At 46.0% G+C, this 13,121-nt stretch carries 11 protein-coding genes; 1 reads left to right on the top strand and 10 read right to left on the bottom strand.

Annotated elements, in window-relative coordinates:
- Positions 1-178: 178 nt before the first annotated feature.
- The 6 genes from tnpA to MHI12_RS10445 form a co-directional block, all read right to left on the bottom strand.
- Positions 179-652: an IS200/IS605 family transposase gene (gene tnpA / locus MHI12_RS10470; RefSeq protein WP_307536646.1), complete on the bottom strand. Its 474-nt coding sequence runs from the start codon at positions 650-652 to the stop codon at positions 179-181.
- 243 nt (positions 653-895) lie between these two features.
- Positions 896-2,425 carry an ABC transporter substrate-binding protein gene (locus tag MHI12_RS10465; RefSeq protein WP_405172324.1) on the bottom strand — a complete coding sequence of 510 codons (1,530 nt, stop codon included), beginning with the start codon at positions 2,423-2,425 and terminating at the stop codon, positions 896-898.
- Positions 2,426-2,558: 133 nt separating this feature from the next.
- Positions 2,559-3,467, bottom strand: coding sequence for a carbohydrate ABC transporter permease (locus tag MHI12_RS10460; RefSeq protein ID WP_017689303.1), 909 nt, complete (start codon positions 3,465-3,467; stop codon positions 2,559-2,561).
- Between the two features lie 17 nt (positions 3,468-3,484).
- The gene (locus MHI12_RS10455) at positions 3,485-4,471 is read right to left on the bottom strand and encodes a sugar ABC transporter permease (protein WP_076208980.1); all 987 of its coding nucleotides are present in this window, start codon (positions 4,469-4,471) and stop codon (positions 3,485-3,487) included.
- Positions 4,472-4,651: 180 nt separating this feature from the next.
- Complete coding sequence (locus MHI12_RS10450; RefSeq protein ID WP_405172323.1) at positions 4,652-6,265, bottom strand: helix-turn-helix domain-containing protein; 1,614 nt, start codon at positions 6,263-6,265, stop codon at positions 4,652-4,654.
- Positions 6,240-8,039 carry a sensor histidine kinase gene (locus MHI12_RS10445; protein WP_405172322.1) on the bottom strand — a complete coding sequence of 600 codons (1,800 nt, stop codon included), beginning with the start codon at positions 8,037-8,039 and terminating at the stop codon, positions 6,240-6,242. Before MHI12_RS10445 ends, MHI12_RS10450 begins: the two co-directional genes overlap by 26 nt.
- A 524-nt stretch (positions 8,040-8,563) precedes the next feature.
- Between MHI12_RS10445 and MHI12_RS10440 the strand changes: the two genes are divergently transcribed.
- On the top strand, positions 8,564-10,006 hold the full coding sequence (locus MHI12_RS10440) for a hypothetical protein (RefSeq protein ID WP_341006838.1): 1,443 nt from the start codon (positions 8,564-8,566) through the stop codon (positions 10,004-10,006).
- A 222-nt stretch (positions 10,007-10,228) separates the two neighbouring features.
- On the opposite strand, the gene MHI12_RS10435 is transcribed toward MHI12_RS10440, so the two are convergent.
- The 4 genes from MHI12_RS10435 to MHI12_RS10420 all read right to left on the bottom strand — a co-directional run bounded on the left by MHI12_RS10435 (position 10,229) and on the right by MHI12_RS10420 (position 13,045).
- The gene (locus MHI12_RS10435; RefSeq protein ID WP_405172321.1) at positions 10,229-10,810 is read right to left on the bottom strand and encodes a DUF4269 domain-containing protein; all 582 of its coding nucleotides are present in this window, start codon (positions 10,808-10,810) and stop codon (positions 10,229-10,231) included.
- A gap of 20 nt (positions 10,811-10,830) precedes the next feature.
- Positions 10,831-11,037 carry a YwbE family protein gene (locus MHI12_RS10430; RefSeq protein WP_026081155.1) on the bottom strand — a complete coding sequence of 69 codons (207 nt, stop codon included), beginning with the start codon at positions 11,035-11,037 and terminating at the stop codon, positions 10,831-10,833.
- A 214-nt stretch (positions 11,038-11,251) separates the two neighbouring features.
- Entirely contained in the window at positions 11,252-12,040 is a 789-nt protein-coding gene (locus MHI12_RS10425; RefSeq protein ID WP_051449686.1) for a polysaccharide deacetylase family protein, read from the bottom strand.
- A 66-nt stretch (positions 12,041-12,106) separates the two neighbouring features.
- Positions 12,107-13,045, bottom strand: coding sequence for an aldo/keto reductase (locus MHI12_RS10420; RefSeq protein WP_405172320.1), 939 nt, complete (start codon positions 13,043-13,045; stop codon positions 12,107-12,109).
- Positions 13,046-13,121: the final 76 nt, after the last annotated feature.

Raw genomic sequence — 13,121 nt, 5'->3', positions numbered from 1 at the left:
TATTTATGATTAACAATCCAAATCAAAAAAACAACAATCAGGACCACCCGTCCAACGGGTGGTTTGCTCTGGGGGTATAACCCCCTGTTGCCAAACTGCGCCTAAAGACGCTAGCCTGACAGCAGGGCTGTTCAGGCTCAGTGTTGTTTGTCACTTTCACTCACCAGTTAAACTGGTTTTACTTCTTTTTGCTCCGATTACTGCTGAATGGATCTTCGTATTCTTTTACACTCAGCTTATCTAACGCTTGATCATGTGCTTCTTGTTCACGAATATATTTTCTTACCGTTGCTTCATTTAGACCCACTGTACTCACATAGTACCCTTCTGCCCAAAACTTTCGATTGCCGTATTTATACTTGAGCTGGGCATGCTTCTCGAATATCATTAGCGAACTTTTTCCCTTTAGATATCCCATGAACGTGGAGACAGCTATTTTCGGTGGAATCGCTACCAACATATGAACATGATCGGGCATCATATGACCTTCTATAATTTCTACTCCCTTGTACTTACATAGACGTCTAAAAATTTCGATTAAGTCTTTTCTCACTTGATTATAGATTTCTTTCCGTCTATACTTCGGGGTGAATACAATGTGGTATTTGCACATCCACTTTGTGTGAGCTAGGCTATAGCTCTTGTTTGCCATCTAAGACCATTCCTTTCTTTGAGCCTGAACATCTCAATTTTATCGGAATGGTCTTAGTGGTCAAACCCTCGATTCCTCCACCCGCATAGCGGGTGGTTTTTTGTTTCGCGCGTTACACGCACTCAACTGGCTAAAGCCATAATAAAAAGAACGTCTTCGGTTGTTCACCGAAAACGTCCTCCATTTTCACCGCTGACAAGAGCTTGTAATAACACAAGTCTCTCTGTCATGGCTGACGATCATTTATTGCTTAGACAAGAATGCATCGAGTTGTTCCTGTTTGGCTGCAATAATTTTATCAATTCCCGCTGCTTTCAATTTCTCCAGATATTTCGGAATCATCTCATTTGGATCAACTGCGCCCGATGTCATACCCGGCTTGAACTGTTTGTTCACGTTGTTGACCGCAGCAATTTCATTTTTGACAGATTGGCTGTTGAACGTAAAGCCCAGTGCTGGCGACTTCACACCTTTGGCGTTAAACTCTTTGAACTTCTCCCATTTCTGTGGATCTTCATTATCCCAGAGGAAGTTCAGGAATTGGTTACCCAGTTGCCATTGTGCACCTGGATTGTAGGTACGACTGTTGGCATCTACGCCATCAGGGAGAGCAATGATATTATCCTGTCCGTCTTTTTTCACATAATGTGTACCTTCAATTCCGAAGTTTAGCAAGTTGTTAATTTCCTTGTCGGAATGCAGCAGGTTAATGACCTGCATCGCTTTCTCCGGTTGCTCGGAAGAACGGGAGATTGCAAGCATCGCTCCAGATGCATCACCCGTCGTGATTGTTGGCTGTGTCATCTCAATCTGAGTGAGTGGGAAACCCACATACCCTTCTTCTTCTTTATCCTTGCCTGGCTTCATGCCATCTGTCCAGAGAAACGCTTTTCCAGCCTTCGCCTGGTCTTTCGGGAACACATTAGAAGTAGCAGCATCACTGTTGATATATCCCGCTTGATACCACTTGCGAGCGAGTTCAGCCGCTTCTTTGAATTCTGGGGTCTCCACTTCATTCAGCACCGTTGTTCCGCCTGCTGTTTTGGAGATGACTCCAGGTACGGAAGCATCACCGAGATAATCCCAATCCAGATTCTCTAACAGCCCGTTACCGTTGGTATTGGACATATAGAATGGTGTGATGGCTGGCTCGTTTTCCTTGATTGTTTTGAGCAGAGGCTCCAGATCAGCCCAAGTTTTTACAGCTGTCAGGTCCAGCTTATACTTGTCAGCCAGATCTTTACGTACCAACACACCACGTGTGGCAGCGAGTTCCTTATTCGTAGGAACGCCGTAATTCACGCCGTCCACCTGGGAACCTTCCAGAAAGGCAGGGTCCAGGTTTTTCTTAATATCCTGACCATGTGCATCAAGCAGATCATTCAAGGGCAAGAATGCGCCTTTAGCTACATTCACCGTGTAGTTCTGCCAAGCTGCTGTGAAGATAATGTCTGATTTTTCACCTGAGGAAATCATGAGATTCAGCTTGTTATCCCACTGTCCCCAGTCAATCGCATTGATCTTAAGCGTGGCCCCGATCTTTGGTTCCATCTTTTTGTTAATCTCGGCTTCCACCAGAGCGACATCCTTCTGTGGTGTCCCTGGGTAGAACAGTGTCACTTCATAGGGTTTGCCCCCACCTTCACTTGCTCCTCCGCCTTCTGCGCCAGGTGTTGTTGTTCCACCCTTGTCTGATGAGCAAGCTGCCAGCATCAGGCTCAGCGCCATAACCGTTGCCATCATGCGTGACCATACCTTTAATGATCTAACCAATTGAACCCCTCCTGTCATGTGTTGAAACATTCAACCGAATTCCCCAATTCACAAATAAACCGATAACTACTTCTGTATATGCCCTTTCAGTCCATCTTCATTTACCTTGCCCACTCCGCTAACCGGTTCAGAGTTATCCCTTCACAGCGCCAACCGTAAGACCTTTGATGAAATAACGCTGGAAGAACGGATATGCCAGTACAATTGGACCAATACCGACTACAGCCATCGCCATTTGCAGAGTTTTGTTAGGCAGATTGAGCAATCCACCCTGCGACGAAATCTGTGAAGAGACGTTGGAGTTGGTTGTTAAATATTGAATATCGAGCAGCGTCCGGTACATAAGGTACTGAAGGCTGATCGTCCGGTTATCTGATATAAAAATCATGCTAAGGTACCAGTCATTCCAGTAATTCAATGTACTGAACAACGCAACGGTTGCCATTACGGGAAGAGAGAGCGGAAGCACGATACGTGCAAACGTTCTCAATTCTCCCGCACCATCAATCCGAGCCGATTCCAGAATAGACACCGGAATGGAGTTCGCGAAGAATGTACGCATGACCAGTACAAAGAATGGAGATAGCAGTAGCGGCATAATGAGTGCCAGTAGGGAGTTTTTTAGATCCAATACGTTGACATAGACCAGGTACCAAGGTACCAGACCCCCGTTGAACAACATCGTGAAGAAGATGAAAAAGGCGAACCAGCCCCGGTAAGGCAGATCTCTCCGTGAGAGCGGATACGCATACAATGCGGTCAGCGCAACACTTGTAATGGTACCTACAACGGTAACGATAAAGGATATACCATACGAGTGAATGATCTGATCCATATCTCTGAACAGAAACTCATAAGCCGTCAGGCTGAACTTCTCTGGAATAAGCTTATATCCATTGGCAATGACTGTTGTCTCGTCCGAAAATGAGATGGCGAAGACAAGCAGGATCGGCACGATACAGGCAATGGCATAGAATAGAAACATCGCATGAATAACGGATGCGGAACGCTTCGATACGGCTAGTGGATCACGTGATTTCACAGCTGACTTGCCTCCTCTCAAAATAATGCATTATCTTTATCTATTCGCCTTACGATGGTATTGGATACAAGAACCAGCACAAATCCAACGATTGCTTGGTATAGACCGGCTGCTGATGACATCCCGATATCTCCACCGATAAGGAACGTACGATATACGTAGGTATCCAGTACATTCGTTACAGGGAACAGCGCTCCCGATTCCAATGGAACCTGATAGAACAGACTGAAGTCTGCATAGAATATACGGCCAATTTGCAATAACGTCATAATGACGATTAATGGGACGAGAAACGGAATGGTGATGAAACGTATCTGATGCCATTTTGTTGCTCCATCAAGTACAGCTGCTTCATAATATTCTTCATCGATACCCACGACAGCTGCCAGATAAATGACGGCATAATATCCAATATTCTTCCATGTGTTCACCAGTGGCAAAATATACGGCCAATACTTCGGCTCTGAATACCAATCGATCGGCTGACCGCCGAACATCTGTAGAATCGTTGAGTTCATGAAACCTGAATCCTTGCCCAGGAAAGCCAGTACCAGATAACTGACCACAATCATGGACAGGAAATACGGTAATAACATAAGTGATTGATATAACTTGGACATTGCCTTGTTCTTCACTTCATTGAGCAGAATAGCAAGCCCGACACCTACAAAGAGATTCAGTGCAATAAACACGGTGTTATACGCGAGTGTATTTCGGGTAATTTCCCATGCATCACTGGTTGAGAACAAATATTTGAAGTTGTCCCACCCACTCCATGGGCTACCCCAAATACCATCAGCATAGTTTACATTTTTGAATGCGATCAGAACGCCGAACATCGGCATATAGTTGTTCACCAGCAGAAACAAGACGCCTGGCAAGAACATGAGATACAGCACCTTGAATTTGCCAAGATTGTGCCACACAGACTTGCGCTTTCGGACTGTTTCTCCCGGTATTTCCGATATCCGTACTCCCTTACCCGCCTGGGGTTGTGTCTTCATAACTTGTTCTCCCTCACTCCTCTTGAATTCTTCCTCAGGATGAAGCTCCGTTGCGGCTCCTGTGGTTCAAGTATACGGCGGGGCGAGTAAGACCTCTATCTGCTGTGGTGACCTGTTGACTCATCAAATTATGACTTTAGATCCATAAAAAACAAAAGACGCAGCATGCTGCGCCCTGAACTATACAGTACGTGACTGTTTTCGAAACTCCTGTGGCGTTATACCCGTGCACTTTTTGAACATTTTGGTGAAATGCGAGTAGTTGTAGTATCCCACCTTGCCAGCGATATCCGTCACCTTGACGGTGGACTGGGACAGCAATGTCTTCGCTTTGGCTACTCTGCCCTGCAGGATAAACTCAGATAGGGACATCCCCTTCTCTTTCCGAAACAGACGTGATAGATAAGCGGGATTGAATCCGGCAAAAGCTGCAAGCTCCTCTCGCATAAGTTCTTCACCAATATGAGTTTCAATATAAACGCACAACTGATCCACAATGGTCATGGGGCTATGATCGTCCGGGTACAACACCGGGATAACACGATTAATCAGATCCGACGTCCACTGTTTCAACTGCGGCAACGACCTTGTCACCATACCCTCTTCCGGCTCCCGTTCACCCGGATAAAGACTCCGTATTGACACGTTTTTCTGATGAAGCAACGGGTAGACCACATGCAGCATGGCATGATAGTAGAGATGCAGCATTTCAGGAGACAAACCCTCCTGTGCAGCAAGCAACTCAAAAATCTCATCCACACGTTCTCGCAAATCCCCTACTTTACCTGTCTCAAAAAGAATAGATAATTCCGAAAACCATGGAATAGGCAAAAAGCGATCTTCCTGATCTCTTCCCCGCTCATCATAGACAAAAACTTCTTCAAGCTCCTTAATATTGCGCCGTTCCATATCCATCAGTTCATTTAACATACCTTGCAACTCAGTTACAGCAACCGGGGCACCAACATAACAGGACAACCGACAGTAGAAATACGTACCACATTCCTGAATATATCCCTGACAACGTTGTGCCACTTCGCTCGCACTCGGAATGATGCCATCTTGCTCGTAAGCAAGCACAATATTTAATCCACTTTGATCCTGAAACACCTCACCGGGCTTGTCGCCAAGCAGCATCTCTTTGGCTGCATTACGAAGGGCATATTCCAATACCTCTTCGTCACGCAAATCAAAATCACGCACCCATTCCTCTACCGATATCACAATGGGTAACACACGAGCCTGCGGATCAATCTCGGCACCATACAATTCTGCCAGCTCTTGCAACCGTTGTTCGGTTAACGTGATACGCTGAGAGGTGGCATCTTTCCAGAAGCGTTCCGTCAGCAGCGGTTTATGGGTTTTCCAGCGTTTGTATACGGTCTCATAAACTTCGTTTGTACGGGTACGCTGTTCCCCATCCTTGATCTTCTCCACCGCCTGGGTTACTACCTTAATCAATTGATCCGCTGGAGCAGGCTTCAACACATAATCAAAGCTGCTTAGCTTAATGGCTGTCTGAGCATAATCGAATAAAGCATGCCCTGTCAGGAAAATGGTCAGTATGCCTGGATCATGTTTTAACACCCAGCTTTGCAGGTCAAGACCTGTTTCACCAGGCATCTCGATATCACAGATCATGATATCGATAGCATTTGCTCTTAAAATCATTCTTGCCTCTTCGGCATCACAAGCACTGTATATCTGGTCAATGCCTGCTGCTTGCCAATCGACTCCTTCCACCATTGCTTGTAATGCATACACTTCATCATCCACGATCAACAGGTTCCGCATAGGCTCCCCCTTCTTCCTCTTCGGTCTGAGCGGGTAAATCAATGATGACTTTGGCGCCATGATCCACTTCATTGCCAAACTGCAAACTGGCTTGATCACCATACTTCACTAAAAGCCGATGAGCCACATTCCATATACCGATATGCTGTCCACTCGGGTCTTCAGCGTATTGTCCATGTTGCAGACGATCTAACAATTCCTCATCAAATCCGACACCATTATCAACAATCATCAGTTGAAGCACCGTCCCATCGACCTGACCGAATGACTTCTCGCTGAGGCGCGCCACGATCCGAATGACAAAGGCTTGTGTCCGGCGCTGAAATCCATGAATAATGGCATTTTCCACAAAAGGCTGAATGGTTAATGGCGGAATCACATGATGTCCCAGATTCGGTTCAACATCCAGTTCAAAATCGAATCTGCTTGGAAACCTCAGCTTTTGAATTTCTAAGTAATGACGAATGTGCTCGAGCTCTTCATCCAGACGAATAACACGTTTGCCTGCACGCAGACTGAATCGAAAATAATCGGCCAGATGACCAGCCATCTGCTGCACCAACTCATGTTTTTGCAAGGAAGCCAGACTATGGATAATATTGAGTGAATTCAGGTAAAAGTGAGGATTGATCTGCATCTGTAGTTGTTTGAACTCTGCCTCGCGGGTCCGCAGTTGTTCCTCATACACATCAATCTTGAGATGCCTGATCTCACTGGTCATTTGATTGAAACTTCGTGTCATAAATTCAAGTTCCGAGGAAGATGGCGGGTCCAGCTTCACATCGAGATCTCCACGGCTGACCCTTCTCATGCCTCGGATTAACGCATTCATCGGGCGGAATAACAGATGTCGCAAAAAGATCAGTGCAGTAACCAGAATTACTGCCGCACCAATGGGAAGCAGACGAATGATCTGCTGGAAAAACGGGAGGTTACGCATCATGTCTTCCTCAGGCAGCAGCACGATATAATTCATCTCGGACATGGCCGAGGCAATACCCAACATCAAATATTGACGTGCTTCTCCCTTGTTCACAACTTCAGAGATAACCTGATACGGATTCTTCAGGCCGGGAAGATGCGCTGCAGCCAGCTGAATCTGTGCAGTATTTAATGTGGAATCCGATAGTGCCCCACCGTCTGTTCCAACAATGACTGCGCCTCCCCGATCTCCGGATTCAGTGAATTGTTGTGTATGATTCAGTGCATTCATATCAACAAGTGCACCTGCATAGAACTGCTGGTTGATTCGCACCGTTTTCACCAGTGCATTCCACGTCCCGCCACGCACGATGCTCCATTCCGGCTTCTGGATATCCCCTTCCAATTGCTGCATCTGGACTGGCATACTCTCCTGCACAACCGACTTTTTGACATCATAATTGCCTGAAGTCGCGAGCAGCAGATCATCATTCACGGCATCATATAGAAAAAAAGAATCGATTAGATTATAAAAACCGATATCTGTCATGAATTTGTTCATAATCCGTTGCTTTGCAATGATATAATCACCGCTGCCGTATTTCAGAAAAAACAGAGAGATAATATCTGGGTCCCGCTCGCCCAAACTATATAAATACCGATTCGTCTCCTGTAATATACGTTCATTTTGTTCCACACTCTTGGCGAGATGATTCATATTGGTGAGGGATACTTTGTCACGTACAACTTTCATGGCGTAGACGTTGTTGTAATAAAGCAGCATGAATAATGGTAGCATGATCAATGTAAGACCCACTATAAATTTAAAACGAAGTGAACGGATCAAATTCATGGATTATGGATTCCCGCCCTTTTAGAGGTAGTTAAAAAAGTCCGCTTTTGATTACGAATTATGCCTAGCGGCATCATCAGCTTCGAATATGAAATTCAGCCGAAATGTCCGTTGCTCACGTAGTTTCCCTACGCTCCGCTACTCCATTTCTATCTTCATTCCATCTTCTCGGTACTGAAAACCAGACTTTTTGAACACACACTTTATTTCAACATAGTTTTTTCTATTTTCTTCCTTATGATGGCATGTTTATTGTAATCACCCCTGCTTGCCATTGTCTATGGTGTCCCGTGACCTTCACATATCAATTCTGGTGACTTCCATCCACTCCAATTTCAAGAGTAACAAGCTTCATGTAGTAATAAATTCTCCAGTTGTAAAAAAAATCCTTCATTATTACTCAGAAGCTTCTCCCTAAAAATAAATGCTGCGGCAAGCCCCGGACTCCACGAACGCCCGATCTTGACATGCATACGATATATCACTCCTCGGGTTAGTCACTAGGATGTAGGGAGGCCTGTTCGATGAATATTCAACTCACTGCGTTACACTATGTCTATCTGGCATTTATCGTCTTGATCATCGCAGTTATGATCCGGCGCAGGGACACCACGATCATCTGTGTCGCAGGTATTATGACCATTGGACTTCTGGCAACCGAAACCTTAAGCGGGTCAGTTGCCGGGATCTTCAGCAGTTTTATCTATGCAACAAAAGAATTGTTGAGTACGATCTTCATCATCTCGATTATTGTGGCGATGAGCCGTGTTCTGATCAGAACCGGCATTAATGAGGTCATGGTAACACCCGTCACCCGGTTTATCCGTTCTCCTCAGGTCGCGTATTGGGGTATCGGATTGATCATGATGGTAGTATCACTATTTTTCTGGCCATCCCCAGCCGTAGCACTTGTCGGTGCAGTACTGCTTCCTGTAGCCGTGCGTGTAGGTCTTCCTCCGATTGGAGCTGCTATTGCCATGAACCTGTTCGGACATGGGATTGCATTGTCGGGAGATTACATTATTCAGGGGGCTCCCAAACTTACAGCCGATGCAGCCGGTCTACCCGTTACTTCCGTCATGACGGCCAGCATTCCTTTGGTCATTGTCATGGGAACGGTATCTACACTTACAGCCTTCTGGATGCTGCGCAAAGAGATGAAATCAGGTACACCTGTTCATTCCCCAAACGTTACATCAGGTACCGCGAGCACGGAACCTTCTTCCTCATCAGAGCCTGTGTCCACCTCCCTACCTACTGATCAGCCTGTTCAACGTCAAGTCATGTCGCCCCGTTTGCAAAAGACGTTCGCTATGCTTATCCCTCTGTTATTCGCAGTTGATGTGATTCTGATGTTTGTATTGAAGTTGCAGGGCGGCGATGCAACCGCTCTGATTGGCGGAACCGCTGTGGTTATACTGATCGCCGTTACCCTTGCCTCACATCGACATGCGGGACCAGAGGAAACGACCAATTATTTAATAGAAGGATTTCAGTTTGGTTTCAAGGTGTTTGGACCGGTTATTCCCATAGCCGCATTTTTTTATCTGGGAGATGCTGCGATTACGGAGTTGTTCATCAACCCTCTGCCTGAAGGTTCACACGGGATTGTGAATGATCTCGGGGTCGCACTTGCTGGACTGGTGCCACTGAATGATACGGTGGGCGCCATTACAATGACGGTGACCGGAGCAGTGACCGGAATGGATGGTTCGGGGTTCTCGGGGATATCCCTGGTTGGCTCGATTGCGTCCATGTTTGCAGGATCGGCAGATTCCGCACCTGTACTGACAGCATTAGGTCAGGTTGCAGCCATATGGGTAGGTGGCGGAACCTTGATTCCATGGGCATTGATCCCTGCTGCTGCAATCTGCGGAGTGAATCCTTTTGAACTTGCAAGACGCAACCTGAAGCCTGTACTGCTGGGACTCACGGTAACAACAATTGTAGCCATCTTTCTGATCTGACCAAAGGTTATTTACACTGACACTACGATGACAGAAGCACCTTCCAATCGCTGTTATTCCCAGATTTTTTTGATCCCCTTTCTCAAGGGAAAATCCGGTAATAGCGTATGCTTCCGATGCAGCTTTCTTTCAGAAAGCTTTTAGGCGACCGCTTCGCTTTTTCAGGTTTTTTCTGTCCTCTCCGTTATCGTGTAAATGATTAGTTCATCTCAAATAGACATTTTAAAAACACGTGCGTGAACGCGCCCAGTTCCAGAGATCTTCACGTTTCATCTCTGCCAGATGCAGCATGTCCACATATGGATCTCCCTGTAATCCAAGTACAGAAGCAAAAGCAGGCTCCGTCTTCCACCCTGCCTGTTTCAGTCTGCGGATCTCACGGTGTCCCGCATCTCCCCACAGTTGCAACAATCTCCACTCTACGATCATATGTAGGTATGCATTCTGCCTGTAAACTGGCACGGATTGGGCAAAAATCTCCACAGGCCAATGTCCCACTTGCAAGTTACAAGTCACATAAGGACGTTGGTCTGGAAGATCCCCACCACGTACACATTCAAACTCAGCAACGGTTCCGATTCGATTGTGTATCTCGGCTTCAAACACGTCCAGATTCTCTGCATAACACAGCAGATCCAGATCACTGCCCGGAATATCAATATCAATTGGCACCGTTCCTGCTGGATATGGGTGATAGTCAGCTAATATATCAAGTAATCCACTGCTCTGTAACACATGATAGGCGTCCTGCTGACGTTTATTACCAGATGCCAGATGTGCCATTACTTCTGCGGTAGTACTCATCTCCCCGCCTTGGACCACAGTTAGTTCGAGCCTCCTGTAATGACCTGTTTCACACGTCCCACTTGACCACTCGTTAGTCGTACTTTGATTCCGTGTGGATGTGTAGGTGACTTGGTTAACAGATCCTTCACAATGCCACGTGTCAGCTTACCTGTAGCTTGATCCTGCTTCAGCACAATGTCCACTTCCAGACCTGGCTTAATATTTACACGTTGTTGTCCATTCATTATGTTCACTCTCCTCTATGTCGTAATTCATACCATGTATACTATATAACCCTTAAACTCAAAGCTCCATCTATTGTAGACGTTTTGGTTTCAAAACAAAAGGGACACGGCAATAACCTCCTACGCCTGATTCCATGGTTGATATGAAGACCAAGATAAAGAAACCGCAGGTCTCTTCAACTGAGACCTACGGTTTCTAATTGGATTACCATGTTCAGGGCTGCACATGCTTCAAAATAGACGAGGGCGAAGTTCCATCCTTCGCGGCTTCGCGTGCCTTTACAGCAAGTAGCTCAGACACCGTAACGAATTGGTACCCCTGCTGCTGTAACTTCGGCAGAATCGTTTTGAGTGCTGCTACCGTATGCGACTTGCCTTCCACCTTATCGTGAAAAAGTACAATATCCCCATTACGTGCGTTCTTCAACACTTTGTTAACGATAGCCGATACACCTGGAGAAGCCCAGTCCCGTGTATCCTGATGCCAAGACCAGAGTACAATGGTATACCCTTTTTGTTTGGCAGCCTGGATGACCATGTCATTGTAATAGCCGCCCGGTGGTCTGAATAACAGGGGACGCTCCGCGCCAGCTTTAATAATGGAACTTTCTGCTTCGTTCATATCCTTCATGTACTTGTCCGCACGTGTTGATCGAACTGCATACGTGTGCGCATACGTATGGTTGGCGATTTCATGCCCTTCGAGCTGTTCCTGCTTAATCAGTTTAGGAAATTTATCTGCCCATTTGCCAAGTACAAAAAAAGTTCCTTTAGCATGATACTGCTGTAACAAAGCCAGGATCTGCGGAGTCTGAATCGGATCTGGTCCATCATCAAAGGTAAGGGCGATGAGTTTATCCTGCGTGGGAACTTCCCACACAATCTCTCCTCGTTCCTCATAATACTGACGGTTCTTCTGTACAGGCTTCGCATAAGCAGAACTGCTACCTAGCAAAATAATTAGCGTGAACATTCCGATGACTCGGGCTGCCTTCAGGTTCATGTGGTGTCCTCACTTTGTCTTCATACGTAAACTCCCTGTTAGCATTTCCCGATTCACCCGAACTCATTAACGAAAGATCTGATCCACGACTGCAATTTCCTCAGCAGTTAATTCCACATTTAATGTTTGCAGATTGTTAATGACCTGCTCCGGTCGCTTGGCACCCGGAATCAATGCATCAATGGAAGGCTGAGTCAGGTACCAGGCCAGAACCAGATGCGCGACCTCAACATCTTTGGATTGTGCTATGCTGCGCAGTTGCTCAACTTTATCGAGATTTTCAATGAAAGCTTCACCTGTAAACAGTGGGTTCTTTGCCCGTCCATCCTGAAAGGTTGTATCACGATTATATTTCCCGCCCAGCAGTCCCGCTGCCAGAGGGAAGTAAGGAACAAAAGAAATGTTATGCTCAGCCGTATACGGCAACAGCTCTTTCTCCGCTTCTCTTTTGAACAGATTATATTCAGATTGCAGTACGTCTACATGCCCGTCCTTGTTGGCTTCACGCAACTGATCAATGGAGAAATTAGATACGCCAATGGCACGAATTTTGCCAGCGTCTTTTAATTGTTTTAACGTATCTACCGCTTCATCCTTAGGCGTATGTTCATCCGGAAAGTGGATGTAGAACAGATCAATGTAATCGGTTTGCAGACGTTTCAACGCCTCATCCACGGATGTTTTCAGAAAAACAGGTGAGTTATCTATGACAATTTTGCCATCCACTAATTTATGAGCTGCCTTGGTTGCAATGATGGTATTCTGCCGCTGACCGGTTTCCTTCAGTACTTCACCAATCAGTCGTTCGGAATGCTCCGGTCCATAGATGTATGCCGTATCCAGAAAGTTAATACCTTGTTTCAAAGCTGTACGAACCACTTCCTTACCCGTCTCATCATTCAGCATGTCCGGATAGATATTATGTCCGCCTACTGCATTCGCACCCAGTCCAATGGGATTCACGATCAGATCCGTCTTGCCCAACCGAATTTGTTGTTCTGCCATGTCTCATCTCTCCTTCACTGATCGAATAAGTACAATTTAGTTGTAACGTCTTTCTTGTCCCATATTATATCAAACC

This window comes from Paenibacillus sp. FSL H8-0280 (assembly GCF_045040665.1).
Lineage (GTDB): Bacteria > Bacillota > Bacilli > Paenibacillales > Paenibacillaceae > Paenibacillus > Paenibacillus xylanexedens_A.
This window is presented reverse-complemented; position numbering and strand designations above follow the sequence as displayed.